Source organism: Leptolyngbya sp. 'hensonii' (genome assembly GCF_001939115.1).
Classification (GTDB): Bacteria; Cyanobacteriota; Cyanobacteriia.
In genome coordinates, this window is the sequence record NZ_MQTZ01000053.1 from 1 (window position 1) to 26144 (window position 26144).

Annotated in this window: 30 protein-coding genes and 3 pseudogenes; 19 read left to right on the plus strand and 14 right to left on the minus strand. The window is 50.8% G+C overall.

The window, feature by feature from the left end; all coding sequences use genetic code 11:
• Nucleotides 1-135 (minus strand): annotated as a pseudogene (locus tag BST81_RS27735) (ISKra4 family transposase); the annotation flags it as partial.
• Between the two features lie 89 nt (nt 136-224).
• On the opposite strand from BST81_RS27735, the gene BST81_RS22675 reads away from it, so the two are divergent.
• The 8 genes from BST81_RS22675 to BST81_RS22715 all read left to right on the plus strand — a co-directional run bounded on the left by BST81_RS22675 (nt 225) and on the right by BST81_RS22715 (nt 5218).
• Nucleotides 225-1460, plus strand: a complete 1236-nt coding sequence (locus BST81_RS22675) for a glycosyltransferase family 39 protein (protein ID WP_075600800.1) — start codon at nt 225-227, stop codon at nt 1458-1460.
• A gap of 50 nt (nt 1461-1510) precedes the next feature.
• A complete protein-coding gene (locus BST81_RS22680) occupies nt 1511-2809 on the plus strand; it encodes an IS701 family transposase (protein WP_075600801.1) in 1299 nt (432 codons plus the stop codon).
• 16 nt (nt 2810-2825) lie between these two features.
• Nucleotides 2826-3062, plus strand: a complete 237-nt coding sequence (locus tag BST81_RS22685) for a nucleotidyltransferase domain-containing protein (RefSeq protein WP_083637023.1) — start codon at nt 2826-2828, stop codon at nt 3060-3062.
• An 85-nt stretch (nt 3063-3147) separates the two neighbouring features.
• On the plus strand, nt 3148-3564 hold the full coding sequence (locus BST81_RS22690; protein WP_075600802.1) for an element excision factor XisH family protein: 417 nt from the start codon (nt 3148-3150) through the stop codon (nt 3562-3564).
• Nucleotides 3552-3887, plus strand: coding sequence for a XisI protein (locus tag BST81_RS22695; RefSeq protein WP_075600803.1), 336 nt, complete (start codon nt 3552-3554; stop codon nt 3885-3887). The genes BST81_RS22690 and BST81_RS22695 overlap by 13 nt, the downstream gene beginning before the upstream one ends.
• A 62-nt stretch (nt 3888-3949) precedes the next feature.
• Entirely contained in the window at nt 3950-4243 is a 294-nt protein-coding gene (locus BST81_RS22700) for a nucleotidyltransferase family protein (RefSeq protein ID WP_075600804.1), read from the plus strand.
• Complete coding sequence (locus tag BST81_RS22705; protein WP_075600805.1) at nt 4243-4593, plus strand: DUF86 domain-containing protein; 351 nt, start codon at nt 4243-4245, stop codon at nt 4591-4593. Before BST81_RS22700 ends, BST81_RS22705 begins: the two co-directional genes overlap by 1 nt.
• A 286-nt stretch (nt 4594-4879) precedes the next feature.
• Complete coding sequence (locus BST81_RS22715; RefSeq protein ID WP_075600807.1) at nt 4880-5218, plus strand: CU044_2847 family protein; 339 nt, start codon at nt 4880-4882, stop codon at nt 5216-5218.
• Nucleotides 5219-5435: 217 nt separating this feature from the next.
• Here the strand turns inward: BST81_RS22715 and BST81_RS22720 are convergent, their stop codons facing one another.
• The 3 genes and pseudogenes from BST81_RS22720 to BST81_RS28990 all read right to left on the minus strand — a co-directional run.
• On the minus strand, nt 5436-5759 hold the full coding sequence (locus BST81_RS22720; protein WP_075600808.1) for a helix-turn-helix transcriptional regulator: 324 nt from the start codon (nt 5757-5759) through the stop codon (nt 5436-5438).
• Nucleotides 5760-5762: 3 nt separating this feature from the next.
• Nucleotides 5763-6140 (minus strand): type II toxin-antitoxin system RelE/ParE family toxin, encoded by a 378-nt coding sequence (locus BST81_RS22725; RefSeq protein ID WP_075600809.1) that lies wholly within the window; start codon nt 6138-6140, stop codon nt 5763-5765.
• A 522-nt stretch (nt 6141-6662) separates the two neighbouring features.
• A pseudogene (locus BST81_RS28990) lies at nt 6663-6800 on the minus strand (IS630 family transposase); the annotation flags it as partial.
• A 2-nt stretch (nt 6801-6802) separates the two neighbouring features.
• Here BST81_RS28990 and BST81_RS27740 point away from each other — a divergent pair.
• The 4 genes and pseudogenes from BST81_RS27740 to BST81_RS22745 all read left to right on the plus strand — a co-directional run.
• Nucleotides 6803-6937, plus strand: a pseudogene (locus BST81_RS27740) (IS1 family transposase); the annotation flags it as partial.
• Nucleotides 6938-7169: 232 nt separating this feature from the next.
• Nucleotides 7170-9488: a tetratricopeptide repeat protein gene (locus tag BST81_RS22735; RefSeq protein ID WP_075600811.1), complete on the plus strand. Its 2319-nt coding sequence runs from the start codon at nt 7170-7172 to the stop codon at nt 9486-9488.
• 1 nt (nt 9489) lies between these two features.
• Nucleotides 9490-9879 carry a DUF2809 domain-containing protein gene (locus tag BST81_RS22740; protein ID WP_075600812.1) on the plus strand — a complete coding sequence of 130 codons (390 nt, stop codon included), beginning with the start codon at nt 9490-9492 and terminating at the stop codon, nt 9877-9879.
• 97 nt (nt 9880-9976) lie between these two features.
• The gene (locus BST81_RS22745; RefSeq protein WP_083637025.1) at nt 9977-10309 is read left to right on the plus strand and encodes a hypothetical protein; all 333 of its coding nucleotides are present in this window, start codon (nt 9977-9979) and stop codon (nt 10307-10309) included.
• Nucleotides 10310-10311: 2 nt separating this feature from the next.
• Here the strand turns inward: BST81_RS22745 and rlmD are convergent, their stop codons facing one another.
• Complete coding sequence (gene rlmD, locus BST81_RS22750) at nt 10312-11682, minus strand: 23S rRNA (uracil(1939)-C(5))-methyltransferase RlmD (protein WP_075600813.1); 1371 nt, start codon at nt 11680-11682, stop codon at nt 10312-10314.
• A gap of 245 nt (nt 11683-11927) precedes the next feature.
• Between rlmD and apcD the strand changes: the two genes are divergently transcribed.
• The 3 genes from apcD to BST81_RS22765 all read left to right on the plus strand — a co-directional run bounded on the left by apcD (nt 11928) and on the right by BST81_RS22765 (nt 15463).
• Entirely contained in the window at nt 11928-12413 is a 486-nt protein-coding gene (gene apcD, locus BST81_RS22755) for an allophycocyanin subunit alpha-B (protein WP_075600814.1), read from the plus strand.
• 222 nt (nt 12414-12635) lie between these two features.
• Nucleotides 12636-13238 carry a hypothetical protein gene (locus tag BST81_RS22760; RefSeq protein WP_075600815.1) on the plus strand — a complete coding sequence of 201 codons (603 nt, stop codon included), beginning with the start codon at nt 12636-12638 and terminating at the stop codon, nt 13236-13238.
• Nucleotides 13193-15463, plus strand: a complete 2271-nt coding sequence (locus tag BST81_RS22765; protein ID WP_290439456.1) for an AAA family ATPase — start codon at nt 13193-13195, stop codon at nt 15461-15463. The genes BST81_RS22760 and BST81_RS22765 overlap by 46 nt, the downstream gene beginning before the upstream one ends.
• Before the next feature lie 55 nt (nt 15464-15518).
• On the opposite strand, the gene BST81_RS22770 is transcribed toward BST81_RS22765, so the two are convergent.
• The 9 genes from BST81_RS22770 to BST81_RS22815 all read right to left on the minus strand — a co-directional run bounded on the left by BST81_RS22770 (nt 15519) and on the right by BST81_RS22815 (nt 23635).
• A complete protein-coding gene (locus BST81_RS22770) occupies nt 15519-16049 on the minus strand; it encodes a hypothetical protein (RefSeq protein WP_075600816.1) in 531 nt (176 codons plus the stop codon).
• Nucleotides 16050-16221: 172 nt separating this feature from the next.
• A complete protein-coding gene (rpoD, locus tag BST81_RS22775; RefSeq protein WP_075600817.1) occupies nt 16222-17388 on the minus strand; it encodes an RNA polymerase sigma factor RpoD in 1167 nt (388 codons plus the stop codon).
• Between the two features lie 782 nt (nt 17389-18170).
• Complete coding sequence (locus tag BST81_RS22785; protein WP_216351429.1) at nt 18171-18488, minus strand: hypothetical protein; 318 nt, start codon at nt 18486-18488, stop codon at nt 18171-18173.
• Nucleotides 18489-18533: 45 nt separating this feature from the next.
• Nucleotides 18534-19259 (minus strand): polysaccharide deacetylase family protein, encoded by a 726-nt coding sequence (locus BST81_RS22790; protein WP_075600820.1) that lies wholly within the window; start codon nt 19257-19259, stop codon nt 18534-18536.
• Nucleotides 19259-19654, minus strand: coding sequence for a hypothetical protein (locus tag BST81_RS22795; protein WP_075600821.1), 396 nt, complete (start codon nt 19652-19654; stop codon nt 19259-19261). The genes BST81_RS22790 and BST81_RS22795 overlap by 1 nt, the downstream gene beginning before the upstream one ends.
• A gap of 98 nt (nt 19655-19752) precedes the next feature.
• Nucleotides 19753-20061 carry a hypothetical protein gene (locus BST81_RS22800; protein WP_075600822.1) on the minus strand — a complete coding sequence of 103 codons (309 nt, stop codon included), beginning with the start codon at nt 20059-20061 and terminating at the stop codon, nt 19753-19755.
• Nucleotides 20062-20386: 325 nt separating this feature from the next.
• On the minus strand, nt 20387-21940 hold the full coding sequence (locus BST81_RS22805) for a hypothetical protein (RefSeq protein ID WP_075600823.1): 1554 nt from the start codon (nt 21938-21940) through the stop codon (nt 20387-20389).
• Between the two features lie 155 nt (nt 21941-22095).
• Nucleotides 22096-22818, minus strand: coding sequence for an FAD-dependent thymidylate synthase (gene thyX, locus BST81_RS22810; protein WP_075600884.1), 723 nt, complete (start codon nt 22816-22818; stop codon nt 22096-22098).
• A gap of 112 nt (nt 22819-22930) precedes the next feature.
• On the minus strand, nt 22931-23635 hold the full coding sequence (locus BST81_RS22815) for a PD-(D/E)XK nuclease family protein (RefSeq protein ID WP_075600824.1): 705 nt from the start codon (nt 23633-23635) through the stop codon (nt 22931-22933).
• Nucleotides 23636-24055: 420 nt separating this feature from the next.
• On the opposite strand from BST81_RS22815, the gene BST81_RS28250 reads away from it, so the two are divergent.
• From BST81_RS28250 to BST81_RS22830, 4 genes are all read left to right on the plus strand, one after another.
• On the plus strand, nt 24056-24211 hold the full coding sequence (locus BST81_RS28250; protein ID WP_171974833.1) for a hypothetical protein: 156 nt from the start codon (nt 24056-24058) through the stop codon (nt 24209-24211).
• Nucleotides 24212-24495: 284 nt separating this feature from the next.
• Nucleotides 24496-24864, plus strand: coding sequence for a DUF1830 domain-containing protein (locus BST81_RS22820; RefSeq protein WP_075600825.1), 369 nt, complete (start codon nt 24496-24498; stop codon nt 24862-24864).
• Nucleotides 24865-25041: 177 nt separating this feature from the next.
• Nucleotides 25042-25479 (plus strand): DUF4079 domain-containing protein, encoded by a 438-nt coding sequence (locus BST81_RS22825; protein WP_075600826.1) that lies wholly within the window; start codon nt 25042-25044, stop codon nt 25477-25479.
• Nucleotides 25480-25490: 11 nt separating this feature from the next.
• Nucleotides 25491-26057, plus strand: a complete 567-nt coding sequence (locus tag BST81_RS22830; protein WP_075600827.1) for a hypothetical protein — start codon at nt 25491-25493, stop codon at nt 26055-26057.
• The last annotated feature ends 87 nt before the right edge of the window (nt 26058-26144 follow it).

Genomic DNA, 26144 nt, shown 5'->3' on the forward strand with positions numbered 1-26144 from the left:
TTCCAGCAGATGCCCTCTCACTGCTGCCTCAATCCCTGCCAATGTTTTCACTTGCTCCGGGTCGGTTTCCTCGTATAGCAAGGCGGCAAGGGCACGGGCGTGGGCTTGAATTTGGGCTTTTTTCTCAGGGTCCATAAGCGTGGTTGACCAAAGCAGGAATGCTCAAAGTTTAGCGCGCTCTTTCAAACACAGCTCTAAGCACTTATACTCATCGCAAAAGTGGGATGCACTCACCTGTCATTGGTAGTTTCTTAGCATTCCCAGTTATTTATTGGCTATGTTTAGAGCTTTTTTCATCTCCCTTAGTCGGCGGGCTAGCAATGGCTTTGGTTGCAGTTTCTCCAATTAATCTTAGATATGCCCAAGAAGTACGCCAATACAGCCTATGGACAACTCTTATTTTGTTGTCTTGTGCTACAATATTCCGTGCCATACGTCAACCCACGAAATTAAATTGGGGAGTGTATTCTTTAGTAATTACAATTGGGCTTTACTGCCATTTATTAACAGGGTTGGTTATTATTACTCATGGAATTTACATCTTAACTTTAGAACGATTGCGTTTAACTAAAGTAGTTATTGCCTATCTGGTTTCATCATCGATCGCTATTGCAGTCACTTTTCCTTGGTTATGGATAGTTTGGCAAAATCGAGATATTATAGCCCAGACAACTAAGTATTCTACTCATTCATTGCCATTTACACTTTTAGTGCAGTTCTGGAGTGTTTCACTCGATCGAGTTTTTCTAGCATGGCATTTTAATTACAATCCTATATTTATTTACCTAACGATTCCAGTTGGATTGCTAGTAATCTATGGATTCTACTTTGTCTGTCGCCATGCTTCCAGGAGAACTTGGTATTTCATTTTAGTGTTGATAGGGACTATCATCTTACCTTTTTTGTTACCCGATTTAATCTGGGGAGGTCGGCGTTCCACATATGAACGCTATTTCTTAGCTTGCTATGTCAGTATTGATGTGATAATTGCTTATCTGCTAGCATCAAAACTGACGCAACAATTTCAGCATAAATTTCAGCAATACTTCTGGCGTTTTATTACAGTCTGTATACTTTCGGGCGGGCTCTTATCTTGTATATTAGGTGTCTTCTCGCCTACCTGGTGGGGATGGTCAGAATTCGATGTAGAAATTGCACAAATCACAAATTCAGTGAGTCAACCACTCATTATTTCTGATGTCCCTTTTAGTGGAATTGTGCCTTTCTGCCATGAAGTGAAATCAAGTACCAAGTTCATCCTCCTATCAGATCCAAAGTCACTGCAAATTCCTGAAAACTTCAACCATGTTTTCTTATACAACCCTAGCGATAGCCTTCTATCTGTAGTGGAACGAGGTGAACGAGGTAGCCTCAAGTCAGCTTTGATTTATCAATTTAGAGACTCTATGACAAAGTTAGCGATTTCTCTGTATCAACTTAGCCCTCTTCAATCCTTCTAGCGAGGAATAAGTAGAATAGAGATTATGTTCCTGTTGCCATTTTGAAGGGTATGGTTACGCCTCGTAAAGCTCGTCCAACGCTCCGATTCGTCGATGAGTATTGTGAACTGTATGCTGACTTATTCCCAGAGGTGCGGAGCTTTGAAGCATTCAAATATCTGCATATCGGGATGATCTCAGATCTCAAACGCAAGTCTTTGCCAGCCATTGCCAAAGCCGTTGGATTAGGTCATGAACAAGGTTTGCACAATCTGTTGACAGAGTCTCCCTGGTCAGTGAGTCGGTTGCGGCAGCGTCGCTTGAAACTGCTGCTGGAATTGACTCAGAAACAACCGATGATCCTGTTAATTGATGAAACCGGAGATTGTAAAAAGGGGGATAGGACGGATTATGTGAAACGACAATACATTGGCAATGTCGGCAAACGAGAGAATGGCATTGTGGTCGTCACCGCTTACGGGTTATTCAAGGGCATGATTTTACCATTGTGCTTTGATGTGTACAAGCCGAGAGAGCGACTCAAGCCTGGAGAAGGCTACCAGACGAAACCGCAAATTGCTGCCACGATGATGCGTGAGTTGATTGCTATGGGATTTCAGTTTGACCTGGTGTTAGCCGATAGTTTGTATGGGGAGAGTGAGTGTAACTTTATCTCAACGCTGGTTTCGCTCAAGTTGCCTTACATTGTTGCGATTCGCTCGAATCATGGGGTCTGGTTGCCGCAAGACCAGGAGGTAACGGCAGAGCCCTGGCAGAAATTCACCCGTACCTTTAGTAACGGCGAAACCGAAGTGCGCTATCGGCGGGAGATCATTTATGGTACTCGGCGCAGTGTCCGTTACTGGGAGTTGACCACTGACCCGAAAACGTTACCGGACAATTCAACCGTGTTTGTGATGAGCAATGCGCCTGCCATCAAGCTCGATGAAATTGGCGATGCCTATGGTGAGCGCACCTGGGTAGAATATGGACTTAAGCAAAGCAAAGATGCCTTGGGTTGGGCGGATTTCCGGGTGACGAATTACAAGCAGATTGAACGCTGGTGGGAAATCGTCATGAGTGCGTTCACGATGGTCAGTTTGTTTGCCGATGCCTTCAATCGAGAGTGTCCTTTATCTCAGCAAGTCTTCAAGCAGCATCCCTGGTGGGACAACCAACGGGGTTGGAAAAATCTACTCAATAATTTGCGTTTGGTGATTGAACCGTGGATTGCCTTTAACCACCTCAAACCGTGTTTCATTCCCACTCTGGAGCAAGGATTCACCCGATTGATTGAGCGAATGCAGCAGTTTTACTGCCCTGTAATTCACGATCTGCTCCTGCGTCGCATCCTATTTAACTCTGCTTAAATGATGGAAGAGGGATATTCGTAAGTTGTCCTTATTCGGCTCTGTTCTGCGAGGTGATTTCAAGCCCGATAGTGATATTGATGTCCTGGTCGAATTTGAGCCAGGGAAAACACCCGGTTTTGCCATTGTGACCATGCAGCAAGAACTATCGGAACTCTTGGGCGGGCGAGCCGTGGATCTACGCACGCCACAAGAACTCAGCCGCTATATTCGTGTCCTCGCTGAAGCACTGGTGCTGGTTGTCCATGATTGACGGTGCGACTCGGCTGTGCCCAACCTTTAACACGTCTACCCATTTAGCCGACTAAATTTAATAGAAGGAAAGCACTTCATTAACTATGCCATCCCTGGATATCTACCACGATACTGTCAGACAAGCCCTAACCAAAGATGGCTGGGTAATTACCCACGATCCACTTCATTTGCGTTGGGGACGCAAAGATATGTATGTTGATCTGGGCGCAAAACGCCTGCTTATGGCGACACGTGCTGAAGAAAAAATTGCAGTTGAGGTCAAAAGCTTCGTCAGTGCCTCTGAGATGGAAGCCTTCCGGGATGCCATTGGACAATATGCCATCTATCGTGCGGTCATGCGACGAACCTACCCGGACTATATCCTTTACCTGGCTGTAACCGATGTCGTGTTTAACTCCCTATTCGAGGAACCCATTGGTCAACTGATGATCGAAGATGAAAATCTGAAACTCATTGTATTTGACGCTAAGCAAGAGGTGATTCTGCAATGGAAAAACTAGACCAGTACCGCCAAATCATCAAAGACATTTTGATGCCCTATACGCAAATCCCCTACTCCCATGGGGAACTCATCTGCAAACCTGTCTTCGATGAAACCCACGATAGTTATATTCTGATCACCCTCGGATGGGACAACAAAACCCGCGTCCACGGTTGTCTCATTCATCTTGATATTATTGATGGCAAAATCTGGGTACAACGCGATGAGACTGAAGATGGTATCACCTACGAACTGGTCGATGCGGGTGTCCCTAAAGATCAGATCGTGTTAGGGTTTCATCCAGTCGAGGTTCGTCCACACACAGGCTATGCTGTAACCTGATCATTACTTTAACAGACGCTCCAGTTTTTGATTTATGAACCCAGTCAATCTTAAACAGTGCCATGAAAACGAAAGAGGAAATTCTTCAGGTATTAGCCCAGCAAAAGCCCTGGCTGCTGGAAACCTATCAAATTGACAGGTTAGGCATTTTTGGTTCCTATGCCAGAGGACAACAGACTGAAACCAGTGATTTAGATATTTTGGTGGATTACGTTCAACCCCCTACCCTGTGGAAATTAGTGGAGTTAAGAGATTATTTGAGCCAGCTCGTTGCGCTCAAAGTCGATCTTGTGACAACGAATGGACTGAAACCTCGTTTGCGCGATCGGGTTTTATCTGAGGTGATCTATCTCTAATGGAACGCAACTATTCCGATTTTCTACAAGATATTCTGGACGTGATCGCTGAGATTGAGTCTTTTACAGCAGGTGTGGATTTTCAGTCATTTCAAGCGAATCGAGAAAAAAGTCTGGCCGTTGTTAAATTACTCGAAATTATTGGAGAAGCCGTTAAGAAAATACCGATCTCTAAGCGCCAAAACTACCCAGAGATTCCCTGGAAATCTGTTGCTGGCATGAAAGATATTTTGGTGCATGAGTATTGGCAAGTTGACACAGCAGTGGTTTGGACAACGGTACGAGACTCGCTGCCATCGCTCAAAAGAGTGATCATAAATATGTTGGAGGACGAAGCAAGCGATCGATAAATCAGGCGATCTCGATCTCGTTCTGGCTGAAGCCTGGGCGCTGTATGTCCATGATTGAAAAAATATTTCACTTGAAACCTTAATGAAGGAGATTATGCGATGGGGCAACTCATCCCGGTTGAATTAGAAGACGATACCATTATCCACATTGAAGGAGAGCATCCCAGTTTTGCAAGGTTGCCCTCATCCCCCAGCCCCTTCTCCCTCTTTGGGAGAAGGGGAGCCAGGTTCAAAGTCCCTCTCCCGTTCTGGGAGAGGGATTTAGGGAGAGGGCTACAAAAGTGGGATGCACTCCATTGAAGCGACTGAAACCAGTTCATCCGTCAGTAGTGGTCAGCCACAGTTCTCTGATCCCAACAACCCAAAACGTGGTCTTTTCCCACCCGAACCCACTCAACAAATCACCCAAAACTTCCAGGCAATTGAGGGTACTGTTAGAGCTTACACCGCTTATACTTTGAGAGCTTTTAAGAATCTGGCGATCGCTGAAGTCAGCGAAGTTGAACTCAAATTTGGGGTCAGCGTTGATGTCCGCACTGGCGTGCCATATATTGCCGACGGCAAAGCAGATTGTAACTTGAACATTACAGTGAAGTGCTTGTTTCCAAAGAAGTCTGGAGAATAGAGCACTCAATTTAGCGAGCCATCACAATAGCAGTGTCTCCATCGGGATTAGAAGCAGCCCAACAAATCCTTGCAACGGAATTTTGCAGGCGGATTTGCGAATCTTGGTTGAGCCTCAAAGTTTATCGCCGCTTGCAAAATCCGCTGAACTCAATCGTTAGCTGGCTTCGTTTCTAGGTTAGGGCTGGTACAGGAAGATAAGTTGTTAGTGTTCAAAATCACGAAGCAACAACGCGCGTTTGAGCTTGTGCGTGAGATTTAGGTTTCACTACAATTTCCACATCTCGCCCTAAAGCATTAAGAAAGCGAAACAATCGTGCGGTCGAAAAGCCTGCTAGTTTTCCATTGATTAATGCGGAGATTTTTGGTTGGTCAATTCCTAACGCCTCTGCTGCCTCAATCTGAGTCATTTGTTGAGCCGTAATAATATTACTGATCCGCCGAGCAAGTTCTGCTTTAACCAGCAATTCATCAGCATTTTCCAAACTCAAATCTGCAAATACGTTGCCACTGCTGGCTTGTACTCCAATTTCTTCAGTCATATTTTACTCTCCCTGGTGTTTGCTGTAATTTTGCGAGTAGTGCTCTTTGGCTCGTTTCAGTCTTGCTTCGATTAGATCAATGTCCTGCTTAGGAGTAGCAATACCTTGCTTTGATTTCTTCTGAAAAGCATGTAAGACGTAGACCACTCCAGCCAGTTTTACCGTGTAGACGGCTCGATAAGTATCTCCGTCAAAATCTTCGACAACTTCCAGTACTCCGGCTCCCTTAAATCCTTTGAGGGGCTTGGCTGAGGGATGCTTTTCGCCACATTGAGCTAAGTACAAGGCGTACCCAACGGTTTGCCGCACGTCCTCTGGGAAATCCTTCAAATCATCCAAAGAAGTTCCGACCCATTCAACTGGCTTTGGTGATGCATTCATACCTCAAATATGCTGGTTTTGGCATACTATTGTCAATAGTCAGGTTTCATTTGTTATTGCCAGCCAGCTAATCGGGTAGCCAGGGGATTTTCTCCCCCAGCCCCCACAACACCCCACATGCGGCTCCGCATGGGGCGTTTCCCCAGAAAGGTTTAGATACCAACTCGATCGCTGCAGGAGCAATTTTGCTGTTCTCCAGGGCTGGCTACACAATTAAGCGCCGACTCCATAGCTCCCCCATCCGGGTTCATCGCTCGGTCGAGCTTTGTAACTCCTCCCTGCGTTCCGAAGTTCGGTCCTTCACCCTATCCCACCCATTACGATGAGCGTTTGGCTACTACGACCTCTGCTGACTTCTGCTCCATCACCCAGAGCGTTTAAGTTCACGCCCATGCTGGGCGTACACACTGCGTGGCAGCGGGCGGTCGAAAGCCGTTGGTGCTGAGTGCAAGGGTATCTGCCGCCGCTGCACTTCACCGTTATGCCGCTTAGTCCTCGGTTGAGACAGTAATCCGAGATCCATTTCCTTTGTTCTAACCGTTTTTGTTCTCCCACTCGACTGTAGCTGTAGCTGACCGAACTCCACAAACACCAACCCGACTCATCTAGATACTTCAAGTCGATGTATCCCTCCTGGGCAGCGAGTATTAGGGTATCAAGGGGTCTGGGAACAGACAAAGGTGACAACCCGGTTAGTCATGAGTTATTTCAATTGGATTTGGCAGCATAGCCGATTCAAAACAACGGCAGCTCAACGAGCAGACTTGGCAACTAAGCCTTGGACTTGGCAAGATTGAGTAACCTACCCAACAATAATTTGACGCACAACCGACTTATGTAGCATAGTCGCTATGTCCCGGCTTAAATCAGGAGCCAGAAGATCTCCCCTGGGGCTTGGTTAAAGAATTCTCAGATATAGAATGAAACCAGGGATTTATCACCCCTGATTTTTTAGCATTGCTAGAAAATCAATTAAGACATATAAAGATAGACCGATCGCACTTTCTAGCCATGGACAAGAGGGACCCGATGAAACGCCGGAATCAAACCTTGCAGAGTCGTGCTGTTCTGGCTGCCCTGTTGTTGTCTGTTCCGGGCGGAGTGGTGAACGCTCAGGTGACAGGTCCAGATCAGATGCTGGCCCAGGTGAGTCAAGAGACAAAGGTACCGACCCAGCGGGTCGATTGGACCCTAAATCAGATGCTGGTCCTGTTCAATCTTCTGCTGGGCGTGTTGGTCATCCTGCTAGCCGGGAGTGTGGGCACGGTCTGGTTTTTGCGGCGAGCAATTATTCGTGAACTGGCTGCCCGAGTCAAAGAACAGGTGAAGGAGATCGGTGAGTTGCAGGAGCAAGTAGCCCGGATTCGGGAGGATGCGGATGGGGTGCTCCGGGATGTGGAAGAGATTGTGGAGGGGGCTGAACAGGACGCGGAAGCCCTGCAACAGGAGATCAAGCAGGAACGGGAGCATATCGCCCGTCTAGTATCTGAGTTGGGGCAGGTGAAGGGGCAAATCATCTCAGAAATGGAAACTCAGCTCAAAACGTCTAAGCCTGTCCTGGAAAAGCTGGAACTGGAGTTCATCGACCAATTGGCAGAGCTGAAAGCCAGCACCCAGGAACAGCAGAAGAAAATGGTCCATAAGCTGCTGGAGTCGGAACAGGATTTTGCCACCCAATTGACAGGATTACAAGCTACCGCCCAAAGCCAACAAACGTCCCTACTGGAAAGCCTGGATCGGTTGAAGGCCGGTTTTGTAGTGCGATTGGATGAACTCCAACCCGCCGCCCTGGAACGACGAGATCAGGTGATTGAGAAGCTGGAGCGGGCCGAGCAGGACTTCAGGACTCTGCTATCTGAGTTGCAGACTCAGGTGCAGCGGCAGCAAGAACTGACTCTGGAAAACCTGGAGCAATTAAAGACAGACTTTACGCCTCAACTGGCTGAACTCCGATCGGCCGTGCAGCACAAGCAGGAGCGGGTTCTGCAAAAATTGGACCACTCCGAAGCAGAGTTTGCCGATCGCCTGCTGGCGTTACAAACCGAAATGCAGGACCAGCGGCAACAGGTTGCGGCCAGGTTAGAGCAGGGAGCAGTCGAATTCACCGAGCAACTAGCCGAGCTAAAGTCGGTTGTGCAGCGCCATAAGGACTCGATCCTGAATAGCCTGGACCGCATGAAGGAGAACTTCGCCCCCGATCTATCTGCCCTGGAACAGGAGAGCCACGATCGGGTGGCCCAGAAGCGGGATGCCGTTCTGGAAAAATTGACCCAGGGGGAACAGGAGTTTGCCGCCCAACTGGAGAAACTCCGAACCAGCACAGCAGGCCAGCAGCAGACTCTGCTGCAGAAGCTGGAGCAGTTAGATGCTGAGTTTGCTACCCACCTGGCTGAGTTACAAGGGGCTGCTCAGGCCCAGAAGGAGCAGATTTTGCAGCAACTGGCAACCGCGTCCCCAGTGTCAGAAGAATTTGTAGCTGAACTGCAACAGCAAGTGCAAATGCTGCTGGGACAAATTGACTTCCTGAAATCTGCCCATCCCCGGCTGTTTGTGACAGTAGACAGTTACCTCACCCAGGGCAATAGCCTGCTCCTGGAAAACCGCTACCAGGAGGCGATCTCCCAGTATGATCAGGCGATCGATCTGCAACCGGAGAATCCGGCAATCTGGTATCAGCGGGGGCTGGCCCTCCAGAAACTGCAACAACATGCCAATGCCCTGCACTCCTTCGAAAGAGCCCTGAAATTCCAGCCCCAGGAACCCAAGACCTGGCTGAGCCTGGGCCTGACCCTGGGTAAACTGCGCCGCTACGAGGAAGCCATCAAGGCTTACGATAAGGCACTGGAGTTGAAGCGAGACTACGCAGAAGCCTGGGTGAATCGGGGGGTAGCTCTGGGTCTGTTGCAACGACATGAGGATGCCTTTGATTCTTTTGATAAGGCCGTTCAGTTCCACCCAGAAGATGCCACCGCCTGGTTCAATCGGGGGCTGGCCCTGGAAGAACTGGCCCGGTTTAAGGATGCCATCGAGTCCTTCGATGAAGTCCTGGACCTGAAGCCCGACTCCTTTAAAGCCTGGGAGAAACGGGGCAAAGCCCTGGTGCAGTTGGGGCGGGATCGGGAAGCGATCGCCAGCTTTGATAAAGCCCTGGAACTCCAACCAGACCATGCAGGAGCTTTCTACGGTAAGGCCATCTGCTATGCCCTCCGCAACCAGGTTGACCCAGCCCTGGAAAGTCTGGAGCGGGCGATCAGCCTGGATCAGGATTACCAGGAAACCGCTAGAACCGATCCGGCTTTTGAAGAACTGAGGGACGATCGGGCGTTTCGCCGTCTGATGGGTAAATAGCATGGCTCCACCCTATCGCCTGTCCCTATGGGTCAGCCTGATCGTCATCATCCCGATCGGCTATGGTCTGCGGTTTTATGGTCCGGGTCCAGAGTGGCTGGATGACCTGTTGGGTGGGATTGCCTATGAGATGTTCTGGATCCTCCTGCTGCTGCTCCTGCTGCCGAAACGCTCCCCGGCCAGCATTGCGATCGGGGTTTGTCTGGTCACCTGTGCCATGGAAGTGCTCCAGCTCTGGCAAAACCCAGTCTTTAAATCCTTGCAGGCTACCTGGCTGGGTCGGGCGGTGCTGGGCAATACCTTCACCTGGAGCGATTTTCCCAATTATGTTCTGGGGAGTGGCTTAGGCTGGCTTTACGTGCGTTTCCTGCATCACCATCTGACAACATGACATTTTAATTTTGTAAAATCGGCCATGTCCCACCCGGAGTCATGCCAGAGTGGAAGTAAACGCGATCAACCCATCCCAGGAAAAGGAAAGGCACCCTATGACTGCAGAAGATAAAGCGCGGGAACTGGCCGCAGAAGCACGGAAACACGCAGAACATCTGCGCGATATGGCCCTGGAACGGGCCGCAGAAGTGTTACATGCGGGTACGGATGGGTCTCTCCAAGAGAAGGCCCGGGAACTGGCGACCGAGGTGCGCAAACAGGCAGGCCATCTGCAAGAAAATGTGCTGGAGCGGGCCACAGAGGCCCTGAGCACAGCAGACGAAACCCTCCAGGAAAAAGCCCGAGAACTGCTGGCCGAGGCCCGCAAACAAGCTGCCCATTTACAGGAAAATGTCTTCAAACGCGCCTCTGACGAACTCAAGGAATAGGGTCAGCCAGGGACTGGGGGGGATGACCTCAAAAAGGCTGCACATTCCACATGGGCAGTTTGCGGAAAGAAATCAGCCGGTTGAACCTTGGTCAATTGATAGAGGCCATCCTCACAGAGGATCTTTAAGTCACGGGCCAGGGTAGCCGGGTTACAACTGACATAGGCCAGACGAGACACAGGCCGGGACCGCAGCGCTTCCAGAACCGTCCGATCGCACCCTTTACGGGGTGGGTCCAGCAACACCACATCAGGGGTGCTGCCCAGGGCAGGCAACAGATCTTCGACCGGGCCCAAATGAAATTCCGCGTTAGTAATCTGATTCAGGGCCGCATTCGATCGGGCCAGGGCCACCGAGTTCAGTTGCTCCTCCAGGCCAATCACCTGCTGCACCTGGCGGGCCAGGGGTAAGGATAGGGTGCCAATCCCACAGTAGGCATCCACCAGGGTTTCCTGTCCCTGCAATTGCAATTCTGCCTGGATCACCTGCAGAAGCGCCTCTGCTGTTTCTGTATTCACCTGGAAGAAAGTGGTTGGCTGAATGTGAAAGGTCAGTCCCGCAAATTCCTCCGCCAGATAGGACCGACCGGCCAGACAGCGGGTCTCCTCTCCAAAGATGGCATTAGTCCGATCGCCATTCCAGTTGAGGCAAACTCCCACCAGGCCAGGATAGCGTTCCAACCAGGCCTGGGCCTGCTCCTCTGCTCCCACCAGGGACCAATCCTTCACCACTAGGGTCAGCAACAGCTCACCCGTGCGCCGTCCAACCCGCAGGGAGAGATGGCGGACGCGCCCCCGATGGTGTTGCTCACTATAAATCGCCCAGCCCCGCTGCTGAATATCTTGCTTCACCTCAGCCAGCAGTGGATTCAATCGCTGATCCTGAATCGGACATTGGTTCAGATTGATCAGATGGTGACTCCCTTTCTGATAGTAGCCCGCCTGGACCTGCCCCTGGACCGATCGACTGAGGGGAAAGGTGGCCTTGTTCCGATACCCCAGGGCATCACCAGCCCTCAACGTCGGCTCTACAGGGGGTTCAACCAGCCCCCCAATCCGTTGCAGCGCCTGCACCACCAGATTCCGCTTCGCATCCAGTTGATAGTCATATCGAATGTGCTGCCACTGACACCCCCCACATTTATCCGCCACAATACAGGCCGGACGAATCCGATGTGGAGATGCCTGCAACAGTTGCTGCACTTTGCCATGGGCATACTGGGGCTTGACCCGTACCAGACGCACCTCAACCCGATCCCCCGGCACTGTATCCGGGACAAACACCACCTGCTGTTCTACCCGACCGACCCCATCCCCACTGTCTGTCAAATCTGTAACGTCTATTTCCACTCGCTGGCCCTGTTGCCAATTCATACCTTAAGGTTCCTTAATATTTCTTCTCATAAAGGTTGTCGGTCATCTGGAATAGGGAATCAGACCCTGATCATCACGCAGGACTTACTACCATTGCCCCTTAGCTACGATTAACCACCAACGGCCCATGCGGATCGACGATTGTTCATTCTCTATTGCCTATAACCTATCGCCTATCGCCTCTTTTCTTATGTTGCACTGACTCGCTAAACTACATAGTGATATCCTGAGAAACCCCAATAATTATGAGTGTAGTTAGTCAAGTTATTCTGAACGCCGACGACGAACTTCGCTACCCCAGCAGCGGTGAACTGGAAAGCATCAGAAAGTTTCTCCTGACCGGCGAACAGCGGACCCGCATTGCAGCCACCCTGGCAGAGAACGAAAAGAAAATCGTTCAGGAAGCCAGCAAGCAACTCTGGCAAAAACGTCCCGACTTTATTTCTCCTGGTGGCAACGCCTATGGGGATAAGCAACGGGCTCTCTGCCTGCGGGATTACGGCTGGTATCTGCGTTTGATCACCTATGGTGTGCTGGCTGGGGACAAATCACCGATCGAGAGCATTGGCTTAATTGGTGTGAGAGAAATGTACAACTCCCTGGGTGTCCCCGTACCTGGTATGGTTGAGTCTGTTCGTTGTCTGAAGCGAGCAGCTCTGGCCCTGCTGACCGATGAAGATGCAGCAGAAGCAGAACCCTACTTCGATTACATTATCCAGGCCATGTCCTGATCGGGTTGATTACCATCATCCGTTCAACGTCGCTTAATAATCCATTTTCAAATATCTTGAGTTTCCCCACATTTAGTGGAGCTTATGGCATCGTTAGGGTCAGGGCTTCAGTAGAAGTGGGGAAATTTATTTTCCCAGGTTCGAATCAAAAAGGCAGAGGCGTTGTCTGCAACCCCTGTACAGGTAGGATGGGTCGCGAGCAAAATCTAAATGGGTGTAGGTATGCGTTTGGGCAAAGTCGTCAAATCTAATTCCCACTGTGATTATGTGGTACAGGTCTATGATCGCCAGGAGGTAGACCATCCCCCAGGGGCTGATGATTATGGTTTTGGCAGCTTCGTGAAGCTAAACACGGAAGAGCGTCACTGGGCAGTGGGGATCATCTACAACTCTCAGCTTTTCAATCCAATGTTTTTGAACACAGGCCCTCGCCTGTCCAGTGAGCCTGATCCCCTGTTCAGTCCTGATCTGATTAGCGAAACTCGCACCCTCCTGGGCACGGTGTTGGTGGGCACCCTGGAGCAACAAAACGGCAAGCCCTACGGTCAACAGGGCATTCCCCGCATTGTCGTTCCCGTGAACACCCGGGTGGATACCATGACCACAGAGGAAATTTATCGCTTCCATCTGAGTCCAGGCGATCGCCCCCAATTCTGTTATTACAGCCATCTCTTACGCTGTGGGGGTACCTTTGCCAATGATTTAACCCGTCAGGTGCTCCAGGAATTGATTGACAGCACCCTGTTTAGTGGTCCCGATCAGCGGGCCCTGGAGATGCTATGCAAGGAGCTGTCCTGGAAACAGACGATGGCAGCCATGCGGTAATTCACCTCAGGGAAAAGGCCATGCATCAAAATTCGCCAGAATGGTCAGCAGCCCCCCTGGCTGACCGCATGCGACCCCGATCGCTGGATGAATTCGTGGGCCAGGATGCCATCATTGGGCCGGGACGACTCCTGAGACGGGCGATCCAGGCGGATCAACTCTCCTCCGTCATCTTCTCCGGTCCGCCGGGTACCGGCAAAACCACCCTGGCCCGGATTATCGCCAATACCACCCGCGCCCACTTTATCGCCATCAATGCTGTGCTGGCTGGCGTCAAGGATATTCGAGAGGCGATCGACACCGCCCAGCAACAACGGCAACAGCAACAGCGCCGCACCCTGCTGTTTATTGATGAAGTTCACCGCTTCAATAAAGCTCAACAGGATGCCCTACTGCCCTGGGTGGAAAATGGCACAGTGGTGCTAATTGGGGCCACGACCGAAAATCCATACTTTGAGGTGAATAAGGCCCTAGTCAGTCGATCGCGAGTGTTCCAGCTCCGGTCCCTGGACAATCAGGATTTGCGCCGGATTGTGGCCCAGGCACTCAGGGATCCAGACCGGGGCTATGGCCGACTTGCCATCCAGATGGAACCGGAGGCCCTGAGCCATCTGGTCAATGTGGCCAATGGGGACGCCAGGGCCTTGCTAAACGCTCTGGAACTGGCGGTTGAGACCACGCCCCCCGCAGCAGATGGCACCATCCCGATCACCCTGGCGGTGGCCGAAGACTCGATTCAGCAACGGGCTGTTCTCTACGACAAAGAGGGAGATGCCCACTTTGATACCATCAGTGCGTTCATCAAAAGCCTGCGGGGATCGGATCCAGATGCCGCTCTGTACTGGCTGGCCCGCATGGTCTACGCTGGGGAAGATCCCCGCTTCATCTTCCGCCGCATGCTGATCCTGGCCGGGGAAGATGTGGGTCTGGCCGATCCCCAGGCAATCGTAGTGGTGAATGCCTGTGCCACTGCCTTCGATCGGGTTGGCTTGCCCGAAGGTCGCTATCCCCTGGCGCAGGCTGCCCTCTACCTGGCCACGGCTCCCAAATCTAACAGTGTTATGGGCTTCTTCGATGCCCTGGCCACTATTGAGCGGGAGCGGGAAACCGAGGTCCCGCATCACCTCAAGGATGCCAGTCGGGATCAGCACAGCTTGGGTCATGGGGCAGGCTATCTCTACCCCCATGCCTATCGGGATCACTGGGTGGCCCAACAATATCTGCCTGCCAGTCTGCAGGGTCAGGTATTTTACCAGCCCTCCGATCAGGGGTATGAAAGCCAGATTCAGGTCCAGGTAGCTCGACAACGGGAAGCCCAACTGGCCGCCCTGGTTGAGGGCATCGGGTCAACCCTCCCGGAAGGGTTAACCTTCGGTCCCAGCGATCGCAGCCGTGATCGCTGGCTGCAACGGACCCTCAGCCAAACGGGAGCGCAGTTGGCCCAAGTCCGCGATCGGCTATTTGCCCTGGCCCACCTGCAACGCCACCATCTTGTTCTAGACCTGAATGCTGGTAGCGGTTTACTGACCTGGGAGGCCGTCCGCCAGGTGCCCGAAGGGGGGGTTTATGCCTGTGTCCGATCGACCACCGATGCCGTTGCCCTCACCCAACAGGCCCAATCCCTCCCAGAGCTACAACGGCCCATGATTCTGGAGACAACCCTGGCTCAACTGCCAGAGACCCTGGACCGGCAGGCCCCAGGGGTGCGCTGCGATCGCTGCGTGGGTCGGAACGTCCTCCTCCACGAAGCAGATAAAGCTCAGGCTATCCTAGTGTTGGCTAAGCTGCTCCATCCTGGAGCGACGATCGTCCTAGCCGAATCCATCCCCCGGCAGGCCCAACGTCTGTATGCCCTAGTCGATCGGGCCTCGCTCAAGCAGCAGCTCTACGATCGTTGGGTAGCAGCGGAAGAAACCATCTATGCAGATGCCACCGATCCCATGGTGAACTGGACTCCAGCAGACCTGCAAATTGCTTTTGCCACTGCCGGTCTCAAGGCTGAAATTGCCTGTGAGCCTATCCTCACAGATACCCGGATGAGCGACAGCCTCTTCGATCGCTGGTTCAAGCAAACTGGCGATCGGCCCAGCTACGCCACTCGCCTATCCCAGTCCCTGAAACCATCCGAAATCAAGCAGATCCGAGATCTCATGCACCAGCAACTGTGTGATCGGATCATCCCCTGGGCCAGCACGATCGCCCTGATCAAAGCCACCGCCCTGTAAAAACACGATCAATCGTGTCTCGATCCGAGCCTTGATTCAGAACCTCCCCCAGCCCTTAATTACTCAATGACAGGAAGAAGACCTCTACCGTAAACGGCAGCTTCACCTTCCCATCTAGAGCAAAGGGAACCCGCATAAAGGTTTGGTACTCTGTTTGAGGCTGGCTCAAAACATTCTGTCCGTAAGTACTGATCGCCCCACAGGTTCCCGGTTTCGTAGCCAGGGGTACAAACGAGATCGGAGTGGTAGCCAGTTGATACTGCTCATTCCCAGTCAACACATCCCGGGGCAACTGGACACTGACCAGGGCACAGCGATCGCCCAGCGAGGCCGATTTCACATTCAACTGAATCCCGTCGTCTTTACGGGATAAGTTCAGCGTTACTGAGGCAGAACTTTGTTGATCCGGAATAGTCAGTGAGGACGTTGCACCGGGATAGAGAATGGTTTCTCGCCGGGGAAGAATTAAATTCGCTGACGGATTGACCAGGGTGGAGGATTGAGACTGGGCAATCGAAATGGGGCCGAGCAACCCTGCCATAGCCAGAGTTAATATACTGAAAAAGGCTCCAGGAGCACTCTTCATTCTATGCATTCCCTACCATTAAAACTGAATGTCCCCATTCATCTTACACACATTATTTTTCATCAAGATAGGTCGATCGGGTGATTCAGAGATCGCGCTTTCATTAAAAAATAAGAGCAGGTTCTCAAACCTGCTCTGTGGCAAAAACAAACTTTTAGGCTTTATCCAGAACTTAACGGATATATTCCTTCAGAACGCTATTGCGATTTGGATGCCGTAATTTGCGCAGAGCCTTCGCTTCAATCTGACGGATACGCTCACGGGTCACATTGAAGATCTGGCCAATTTCCTCCAGCGTCTTCATCCGCCCATCATCCAGGCCATAGCGCAGGCGGAGAACATCCCGCTCCCGGGGGCTCAGGGTACCCAGCACCCCTTCCAAATCTTCCCGCAGCAAGCTCTTGGATACCTGATCTTCCGGCGTCTCCCCATCCGACTCAATGAAGTCTCCCAAGCGAGAATCTTCTTCTTTACCAATGGGCGTTTCCAGGGAAATGGGTAACTGGGCAGACTTAGCAATAAATCTCAATTTCTCGATGGTAATCTCCATTCGAGTTGCAATCTCTTCTTCAGTTGGCTTACGCCCCATCTCCTGGGAAAGCAACTTGGTGGTCTTTTTGATCCGAGAGATTGTTTCGTACAAGTGAACGGGAAGGCGAATCGTGCGGGACTGATCCGCGATCGCACGGGTAATCGCTTGGCGAATCCACCAGGTAGCGTAGGTAGAAAACTTGTAACCTTTCTCATGATCAAACTTCTCAGCAGCCCGGATCAAGCCCAGGCTCCCTTCCTGAATCAAATCCTGGAAGGATAAACCCCGGTTCATGTACTTCTTCGCAATGGAAACCACCAATCGCAAGTTAGACTGAACCATTTTGTCTTTAGCACGACGACCGACATGCAGGCGATGTCGGAAAGCAGGCAGCGGCATATTGACTTCACTGGCCCATTCTCCATCCAGAGGCTCCCGCTCCAGCTTGTCACAGAGGCTCTCCCGAATCCGCTCCAGTTCTAGCAAATCGGCAATCTTCCGCGCCAACTCAATTTCTTCATCAGCCCGCAAGAGGCGGATGCGGCCAATTTCCTGCAAATAGAGGCGAATCGAGTCTTCCGTATAATGCTTCTTCTTAGCCTGTGCCCGCTTGCGCCCAGGCCGAGCCTTACCGCCTTTACTATCATCCTCCTCAGATGGAGCGTCAAAGGCTTCATCCTGATCGTCATCCTCCATAAAGGACTCGTCTAAATCAAGATCAGGTTGCTCAGCGTCAGCACCATGCTCACGAAGCGATACGGAGGATAGCAACTCGATGGTTTCGAGTACATTATTGGCCTGGGTCATGCCGCGTTCCTCATGCTCCTTAGATTAAATTAACAGGTCAACAAGGGTGATGGGTAGAAATCGAGAAATTGATAGATCAACCCGATATCTGAAAACCAAACTGGCAATCAAAAAAAGCAGTCAGGCTAACATTGCCGAACTCATCCAAGAGCTCACTGAACTGAATAACGCTTATACGCAGGAGCTCACCAGATGGGATATCCATCCGGAGAGCGAGATTCTGCAGAGAAAACGTGATGTTTCAGTGCGGCACATCATAGACTTAACTGCTTAACTCAACTGCTTAACTCAACTGCTTAACTTAGCTGCTTAACTTAGCTGCTTAACTTAGCTGCCTAACTTAACTGCCTAACTTAACTGCCTAACTTAACTGGTTAAAATCAATCGCTCAGACTCACTATGGATGGCCTGGCATTTGATCGACAGCATAGTGACACAGCAGAAAACCACTATGAGTAGCATATTCTGCCCACTAAAGCCACTAATCTGCATCTTCAAGGGGAAATCAATTTTCAAGTCTCTCCGATTGTAGCTTTTCTCACAAAAGTTGCACGTTTTTTCTCAAGCTCACTTCTACGGATTTTTTTGAGGTCTTACTCTTACTATTCTAAGCAAGTAATCCGCAAGTACAATGAGGATCTTAGTCCTAGACAAAGGAATAGCAAGATCCGTCCTGAAGGTTTAGCCTGCACTGAAAAGTAGTGCGATCGCCCAATCATCCAGAGGCCATAACAAAATTGCTCCAGTTCCCAGGTTGACTGTCTATCTCCTCTAATTCAGAATCAGGGGGGAGGGGTATTGGTCGATGGGAAATTTAATTCGGGCAGGGGGGAGAGCGCGATGTCTCTGAGAGTATCTTGCATCTCAGGATCCCGCAAACTGGCCCAAAGACTGCATTTATTTTCTGTAAACGACAAAACAATCAGCGCTTTCTGAGAGAGCTTACAACCCAGATGGTAAACCTGAGGACGCTGAGCAATGTCATACTCCCGTAACCGCCGAAATAACTCATTGCGGTAGAGCATGCCGTCCTGGATATTATTATCCAGCCAGAACTTGAAGATAAAGATATCTTCTTCATCGACTAACAAAGGCAACACAGAGTTCACCATTGACAAAAAGGTTCAGCACCCTGAAAGCGTTCACTAGTGGCGAAAACGGGATTTCTTGAGCCGCCAAAACTCTTCGACCAGCACAAACTCATACCCCTGTTTTAACAGCAAGGAAATGATTTGATCCGCTATCCCGGCAACATCCTGCCCTCCCCAGTACCCGTCATGCAGAACAATGAGGGAGCCCCGTTGCACCTGTTGCATAACCCGATGAACCACAACCGTAACCCCGGGTCGAACCCAATCTTCCGGCACCACACTCCACATCACAGGCCGATAGTCCCACTGATGCAACAGGCTCAAAGTTGCGGGGGTGAACAGTCCATTGGGGGGCCGCACATCCCGCATCTGAGTTTTAGCGTCAATTGGATCAAGGCCGCAGGCCCGCGCGATCGCGGTCTGAGTTTTTTCCAAACTCTCCTTCAGAGTCTCAGCAGAAAGTCTGTGAAATCCCCGATGGTCATACCCATGTAACCCAATCCAATGGCCCTGATCATAGAGTGCCCTGCAGACTTCGGGAAAGTACTCTACACAGGCCCCCAAACAAAAAAAACTGGCTTTGACATCGTAATGTCTCAGCACTGATAGCAATTCAGGCGTGTATTGAGGATGAGGGCCATCATCAAAAGTCAAGGCAACCTGTTTCGGACCCCCTCCAGGCTGGTCATGCCGCAATTCCTGCTCCAACGACCACAGGCAATCTGGAAACAGCGGTTGGAGCATCCGGTACAAAAGAGGCAGGACAAGAGCGAATTGCACTAACTTGCCGTCAGAAAGGCTTGCCGAACGCTGGCAGACTGGACCAGGGAAGTCAAGATTTCATCGCTAATCGGATTAACCAGAAAACCATCAAACCCAGGATTATCTTCCTGGTGCAGCCAACTGGGAGCATGACAATCGGTCAGCGCTACGATCGTCACACCACTGGTAGGGGGAGTACTCCGTAGATCTCGCACCAGGGCATGGGACCAACTCTGATGCGTCCCAGCCAAAATAATGAGACAGGGATTAGCCTGGCTGATGTGGGCAACAGCCTGATCTTCCGAATCCGCGATCGCCACATAGTACCTCGATTGGCCCAGTAACGAGCTCAGTTCATCGAGTTGGCTGGATTGTTGACCGATAACCAGAACAGACTTACGTGAAGACTTCATGCCAGAGGAGAGACAACAGCGCACTACTGTCAATATAGTTGCCGCATCAGACTATCTCTGAGGACTAAAAATGACCGAAATCCCATACCAAAGCCCTTTCAGGCAGGTAGTTTCCTTTGATCAATTTCCATATTTTTTAGGCTTTGCCTCACTTCAGATGAGCGTTTGAAATGTTTCTTATTACTACTTTGGATTTCAGATAAGGATGTAAAGAATGTTCCCAAAATCAGGAATTTTTTATAAAGTTTTAACAGCATCATCCCACCAGCCGTAACCTTTAGCCGCAAGTTTGATGAGAGCCTTTTATAGTTGAACTCAATTGCTTCAGTCCTTGAAAAGGCTGAATAGAGAAGGACTATAAGGGCTCCGTTTAATTCTCTTGCAGTTTTTATAAGAGCAGAATCCATTAATTTTCTGGATCATTCAAATCGACGCCTTCAAATTAACAACCCATAAAAATACCTTTAACAAGGAAGTAATTTCTTAATTAAACATTAAGAGCATCTCTAAAAGTTCAACAGCCATTTTCAGAAGGATATGCCACCGGATCAATCCCTGGTTAAAAGCAAGTGGAATAATTGTATGCCCTGACATTCTGATGTTTTTCTGTCAAAATTCATACTCACTAATTCCCTCAATACTGAGAGCTGGTTGAACATATGCCAACGACAAAAGGGGCACAGAAAACCTGCACCCCTTGACCTGATATTTGAACCTAGGAGCCTACTTCAGTTAGTCCCCATCATTGCTGCCGCCACGGGGACGAGACTTCCCTGGATCGCAACCTTCAGAACCATTGCCCCGACCCTGGTTACAGTTACGCCGACGCCGATCGTCCCGATCACCCCGATCGTCATCATCGTCGTCATCGTCGTCATCGTCGTCATCATCATTGTCATAATCACCACGGGTGATATTCCCCTGGGTCAATCCCACTTCACGATAGGTGACAATCTGGCGACTGACTTCATAGATGGAGGTGGTTGTAGTACTGATATTGGTGATTTGTACCACCTGACCAGGAAGGCCCACCAGAGCAGGAGCCAGTCCAGGTCTGAAGCAGCGGAACGATCGGTCCACCAACAAGTAGTCTCCCTGCAGGAAGGAGCAACTATAGACGGGGCGATTCATGTTAGGCATCTCTGGCAACTGGTATAGCCCCTGATCCACATCACGCATGTCTTTCAGGAACGTCACCCGGCTCTTGGACAGTTTCGAGCCCTTCACCTTCGTGAAATAATTGAAGGCTGTTTTTCCGCGATCGATCCTGCCATCACCATTACTATCCAGACCATACACCGTCCGAATGGTGCGGTGCCGCTTGGGTTTGTCTGGCAAGATCAGGTTGACGATCGCATTATCCTCCAGGAGTTCAAACTCGGTGTATCCGATCAGCTCCTTGTCCAGACTGAACAGACGCACAATCACCCGATCGCCCTCGTTCAAGCCCCGAATGAACTGAGCTCGCTGGTTGATCTGGTAGCGGAAGTCCCCCACAAAGTGTTCCTTCAGGTAGCTGTCCGGACGTTTGGCCATCAGGGAAACCCGCGCAATCACCCCAGGCAAGGTCACCTTCTTTTGTAAAATCGCCAGAGTGAAGTGACCTCGATGGGGATCAGGTTGAGCGGAAGTTGCCACATAGCCTGACCTGCAGGCGGTACTGTAACCAGAGGTACTCCCAGATTGGGTCGTCGTGGTCGTCGTGGTCGTCACAGTCTGGGACACGATCTGGGTGCTATAAGCCTGGGCAATCGTGGAATAGGATTGAACCCGCTCAAATTGAACGATCTGGTCCCGCTGGCCTCCCCGGGCATCGTAGCGGAGCAAGGCCACCGATTTAAACTCAATGGAAGAAATATCTACATCCTGGCCTAAAACTTCCCGAATCTTACTGATTGAAATCACTTCCGGGGGTAGGATCAACCGCCCAGTGCGATCGGGAATGAGGCGGGCTCCCGTCGTGTTATAAACCTGCACCCATTGTTCATTCTTCTTCGCAAAGACCTGATACACCACATTGGCATAGGAGGTCGAGGGTTTATTCAGCACATCCAACTGGAGGACCAAATCGCTCACTTGCTGATTCGCATCCAGCAGACGAGCCACTTGCAGGACTGTCTCCCAGCCCTGCTGAATCTGAGCCACAGAGAGGGGGGAATTGTGGGCGATCGTAGGTGGAATCACAGATCCACCATAGAGGAGAGTAGCAGTTGCAGCAATCAGGGACGCCCGCTGCCAGAAACGAGTTGTCCTGCGTCCAGAAATAGCTTTGGGATAGTCTTTCATTGTCAAATGTTAATTGTTGTAGGGAGAGGAACCGTCAAGCCACTGGGAACACAGAGAACGGTGATCCCGTAAGTTTCTCAGGTTGACTCCCTACCAGAAATCAAGGTTCCCTCCGATCTACGAACATCTATCTTAGGGATGAAATAATTTCTGGCTTAAGGAGCTAGACGAGCCTTCTTTAAACGATTGGTTTCATACCAGGCAGCGATGTCCGGAACCCATTGCTGAAAGTGGGGCCAAATCAGCTCACATAATTTCTGGGCTTCCAATTGTGCATCTGCTTTCCAGCGCAGGTCGAGTAAATGCAGGAGCGATCGGACATTAGCAGACAGCACCCAGTGCTGCCGGACATCAAACGGAATCACCCCCCGCGCATGCTCCTCTGAAAGTCCCTGCCGAATGCGCTCTGCATAGCGTTGACAGGCCGAGAGACACCAGGCAACATCCTCTTGCCGCTGCTCCGGCGTATAGGTGTAATGGGTGCCCTGGCGATCGGAGTAGGAGCCCAAAGGCCGCAGATAGAAAACTTCCTCTACATCGCGTTTGCCTTCAACGACATCAATAATTCGCTGTCCGGTGTAACGAAAACTCTGGACATCGAAACTGACGCCGACCCGGTGAGTTCGAATCTGCTGCATGGTGGAGTGGGGAAACCAGCCACAGTTGAGGACAATCTGGGGATGCTCCAGAGGACCGTAGTGGCCCCGATTCCCTGCCAGCAGGTTTTTGACAATAATCTCCCCTGCTTTAGTGTCATCAGGCCAGTGATCGCGATCGTCCCAAACAAAGCCTTCAGCATAGTCCTGGTGCATAGCCGCATAGATCACCTGCTGCGGCTTGGGAGTTTGGGAAATGACTTCGACAGTAAAGCGGTCCATAGGGTAGGGGTGAGAGTCCATCTGGATTATTTAACATCTCATGTTGTTGCGCCCCATCCGGATTTCTTCATGGATGTTTTAGAGATTGATGGGGGTTACCAACAACGAGTCTTCACAGATAGGACTTTGGCGATCGGGCCTGTCGCCGTTGATAGGTCAGAACTCTCTGGTGCCACTGCTGCCAGTATTTTCGGATCGTATCGGGTTCAAACCAGAAGATCTCAGCAGCCTGGTCCGGAAGCGCAATGACCAGCAACCCATGGTTCACCTGCAACCCATAGTTCTGATAGGAGTGATTTACCGCGCCACAGTAGGCAACAACCTGGAGGGGATAGTCATAGAGTCCCTCCCAGGACTCCTTGGGCCGATCGGCAGTTTTCCACTCACAGATACAGGGAGTCCCCTGATAGCTGGCCACACAATCCACCTGACCGGCGTAGCCCACATCATAGTGCAGCACCGGACTCTCCAGCAGGCGGACCGCATCAATCTCCTGCAAAACTGGCTGGATACTTTCCCAGTAAGGTTTGACGCCATCTGGACAGTCGATCGCTTCTCCAGCCAGATAACGCTCAATCTGGCGATGGGTCCCTGTTCCCCGCCGACTTGCCGTCGCCGCAATCCGGCTAGCCTCTACCGCACCCACCCGCTGTTTCCAATTCATCAGCCTTTCCCAATCCTCCGCTGGTTTCGTGGCATTGAGAATCGTACTGATACTGGGTAAGGCCAGCCCTTGCTGATCCAGATAATATTGTTTGCGATTTTGCCAGACTGATTTCAAGGAAAGACGCGGCAGGAAGTGATTCGTTGGGGACATTTCAAATAGTTCAGCAATTTACATTATCCATGCAGGGATTACATAAAATTCATGCGTTTTTGTCAAAAACTTTCTATCCAAAGACAGATGTCTGGGGGCAAAGCTTTCTATCTATATTGTTGAATTGTTGGGCAATCTCATGCTGCCCCAGTCCCCTGCCCGCCTGGTCGATAGCCCCAGTCATTGACTTCTGGCTGCTCTCGAATTCTCAAAGTCTGCGCTTAAATCAGTAACCATCTCCAGGAGGAGGTTTGAAGAGATTCTGGAAACCAGGATCAAGGCTTTGCAACCATCCTCTAAAAAACCAGATCTCATCGTTCGTCGTGCCAGCCCACTTGCATGCTTGTTTAGAAGGAATCGTTTACGATAAGCTGTCACCGGATCATCAGTATATTTATACTAGATACTCTTATCCTACGCATGGAAAGTTCTCAAAAACATTTAGATATCGCTATTGTTGCTTTAAAGAAAATCAAGAATTTATCTCGCTCCGAATCAGGCATCTGGTTAATCGCCGATCTGGCATTGCGAGAGATAAATAGTATTAAACCCAATTCTGGCTCAGAACAAAATTAACCTTAGGATCACGGATTAAATAAAGTGAATCATTGGGGTGCAGGGGCGTTGCCCCTGCTTGGGGGCTTCGCCCCCAAACCCCTACTTTATTTAATTTTCGATCCTTAGGATCATTGCTATACCAGTAAAATCGACCTGAGTATTTGAAGAAAAAACAAAAATCTGTTAATTTTACTAAGCATAAATTACGGTTGACAAACCAGTTGGTAGTCCCATTTACAGCAAGCTGGGATCGTCGAGTGCTAGCCTTAAGTCGAACTACTCGTTAAAGGTCTTCCTTTACCATGCCCCAGCTCCTTGATCCCGTCCCCTCGGACAACTCAGATCGGATTGTTTGCAGCTATGTGAATGCCACCAGCAAGATTCAGGTGGTTCGGATCAGTAATATTCCCAACTGGTATTTTGAACGGGTTGTTTTTCCGGGGCAACAACTCCTCTTCGAAACCTTACCCGAAGCCCAACTGGAAATCCATACGGGAATGATGGCCAGTGCCATTCTGTCCGATCGAATTCCTTGCGATCGGCTAATGGTAGAAGACGCAGGCTACCCCTCCATCGATCCAGCTAACCAGCAAAGTATCGAAGAAGAGAACGAAGGGCCAAACCTATCTGTCACGGCACCCCCTCCCGCCCTGACCTCTACGATCGAGTAGCAAGTGGTTTTGGATTCAAGTCTCTCAATCATTTAAAAACAGCGCTTTTTGTGGATTGCTTTAGCAATAGACACTTGAACAAATCATTCTTAACAGGCCCATTTTAAAACTGCCTGGATTTAGACTAAGCATGGGAAGGATTTTCCCATGCTTAGTTGTGTCTGGAGGTCAACCAGATTGGATCTGCCTTCTTTTCTCTGGCTCTGGAAAATTGCAGCCTGGTCTATGGGCTTCTCTATCCTGGCCTATCTGATTCTGGCAGGCAGCGGCACGGTGCTGCTTTTCGCACGCATGACTGACAGGCAGCGGCCTGACTGGCTGCGCCCATTCCACTATTGGACGGGTGGGGTGATGGTTGGTCTCGTCCTCCTACTCCTGGCCATCGGCATTGTGGGCACGATCGGCCATTACGGCACGCTGGGTCATTCTTTTCACCTGCTAGCCGGGACGATCGTTGTTGGGTTGGTGCTGGCCTCTGTCTGGAGTGCTGCCCAGATCAGCATTGGCGCGTCCTGGGCTCGATCGTTGCATCGGGGGATCAATCTCTGCTTGTTTGTGGGATTCGCCTGGGTTTCGTGGACGGGGTGGGTTGTTGTTCAGAAGTATTTACCTTGATGATGTAACGTATGACTGCAGAACTGTCAGATCCCAGACAATCTGAACCGGCAACCTTTCCAATTTCACCCCTGATCCGGTTGACCCTCCTGAGCTTGTATGGAGCCCTGACCCTGCCGCTCCCGTTTTTGGCCAGGGTAACCGTTGCTCCTGTGCCCCCTGAGCTGCTCTGGTTGGGTATGGGTGGGGGCGCGATCGCTCTTTATGGAGCCCTGGCGGAACGGGTGGTTCTGGATGAGTCTGGCATTCGAGTGGTTTATCCTCTGTGGGTGCCGTCGTTCTTCCGCCGGGGCTGGGAATTGCCCTGGACAGAGATTACAGCCCTGAAGCCCCGATCCACAGGACAAGGGGGGTTGGTTTACTACTTCCTGGATCGGGCTGGTCAGGCTTATTTGCTGCCCATGCGGGTGGTGGGTTTTGCCCGCATGGGCGCGATCGTTCAGGCTCGAACAGGGATTGAAATGACCGATGTTTATCCGCTCTCCCAACCCTGGATGTATCTGATCTTGCTGGGGATGACGGTGTTGTTGCTACTGATGGATGGCTGGGTGATCTGGAATGGGGTAGCCCAGGGATAACCCGCAGAGGCGCGGCAGGCGGAGAGGGGGAATAGGGTCGTTGAATGACTGGATGGATCCGCCGGAGAGGCTGGTGTTAAGGGAGGG

Bases quoted from the DNA above. Each gene is read 5' to 3' on its own strand.
- BST81_RS22800 (WP_075600822.1), bottom strand. From the start codon at position 20,061: ATGGATTCTGCTCTTATAAAAACTGCAAGAGAATTAAACGGAGCCCTT.
- BST81_RS22700 (WP_075600804.1), top strand. From the start codon at position 3,950: ATGAAAACGAAAGAGGAAATTCTTCAGGTATTAGCCCAGCAAAAGCCC.
- BST81_RS22765 (WP_290439456.1), top strand. From the start codon at position 13,193: ATGCAAGGAGCTGTCCTGGAAACAGACGATGGCAGCCATGCGGTAATT.
- BST81_RS22760 (WP_075600815.1), top strand. From the start codon at position 12,636: ATGCGTTTGGGCAAAGTCGTCAAATCTAATTCCCACTGTGATTATGTG.
- BST81_RS22680 (WP_075600801.1), top strand. From the start codon at position 1,511: ATGGTTACGCCTCGTAAAGCTCGTCCAACGCTCCGATTCGTCGATGAG.
- BST81_RS22735 (WP_075600811.1), top strand. From the start codon at position 7,170: ATGAAACGCCGGAATCAAACCTTGCAGAGTCGTGCTGTTCTGGCTGCC.
- BST81_RS22690 (WP_075600802.1), top strand. From the start codon at position 3,148: ATGCCATCCCTGGATATCTACCACGATACTGTCAGACAAGCCCTAACC.
- BST81_RS22705 (WP_075600805.1), top strand. From the start codon at position 4,243: ATGGAACGCAACTATTCCGATTTTCTACAAGATATTCTGGACGTGATC.
- BST81_RS22725 (WP_075600809.1), bottom strand. From the start codon at position 6,140: ATGAATGCATCACCAAAGCCAGTTGAATGGGTCGGAACTTCTTTGGAT.
- BST81_RS22695 (WP_075600803.1), top strand. From the start codon at position 3,552: ATGGAAAAACTAGACCAGTACCGCCAAATCATCAAAGACATTTTGATG.
- rlmD (WP_075600813.1), bottom strand. From the start codon at position 11,682: ATGAATTGGCAACAGGGCCAGCGAGTGGAAATAGACGTTACAGATTTG.
- BST81_RS22715 (WP_075600807.1), top strand. From the start codon at position 4,880: ATGCACTCCATTGAAGCGACTGAAACCAGTTCATCCGTCAGTAGTGGT.
- BST81_RS22815 (WP_075600824.1), bottom strand. From the start codon at position 23,635: ATGTCCCCAACGAATCACTTCCTGCCGCGTCTTTCCTTGAAATCAGTC.
- thyX (WP_075600884.1), bottom strand. From the start codon at position 22,818: ATGGACCGCTTTACTGTCGAAGTCATTTCCCAAACTCCCAAGCCGCAG.
- BST81_RS28250 (WP_171974833.1), top strand. From the start codon at position 24,056: ATGGAAAGTTCTCAAAAACATTTAGATATCGCTATTGTTGCTTTAAAG.
- BST81_RS22675 (WP_075600800.1), top strand. From the start codon at position 225: ATGCACTCACCTGTCATTGGTAGTTTCTTAGCATTCCCAGTTATTTAT.
- apcD (WP_075600814.1), top strand. From the start codon at position 11,928: ATGAGTGTAGTTAGTCAAGTTATTCTGAACGCCGACGACGAACTTCGC.
- BST81_RS22740 (WP_075600812.1), top strand. From the start codon at position 9,490: ATGGCTCCACCCTATCGCCTGTCCCTATGGGTCAGCCTGATCGTCATC.
- BST81_RS22795 (WP_075600821.1), bottom strand. From the start codon at position 19,654: ATGAAGTCTTCACGTAAGTCTGTTCTGGTTATCGGTCAACAATCCAGC.
- BST81_RS22720 (WP_075600808.1), bottom strand. From the start codon at position 5,759: ATGACTGAAGAAATTGGAGTACAAGCCAGCAGTGGCAACGTATTTGCA.
- BST81_RS22820 (WP_075600825.1), top strand. From the start codon at position 24,496: ATGCCCCAGCTCCTTGATCCCGTCCCCTCGGACAACTCAGATCGGATT.
- BST81_RS22830 (WP_075600827.1), top strand. From the start codon at position 25,491: ATGACTGCAGAACTGTCAGATCCCAGACAATCTGAACCGGCAACCTTT.
- BST81_RS22745 (WP_083637025.1), top strand. From the start codon at position 9,977: ATGACTGCAGAAGATAAAGCGCGGGAACTGGCCGCAGAAGCACGGAAA.
- BST81_RS22770 (WP_075600816.1), bottom strand. From the start codon at position 16,049: ATGAAGAGTGCTCCTGGAGCCTTTTTCAGTATATTAACTCTGGCTATG.
- rpoD (WP_075600817.1), bottom strand. From the start codon at position 17,388: ATGACCCAGGCCAATAATGTACTCGAAACCATCGAGTTGCTATCCTCC.
- BST81_RS22805 (WP_075600823.1), bottom strand. From the start codon at position 21,940: ATGAAAGACTATCCCAAAGCTATTTCTGGACGCAGGACAACTCGTTTC.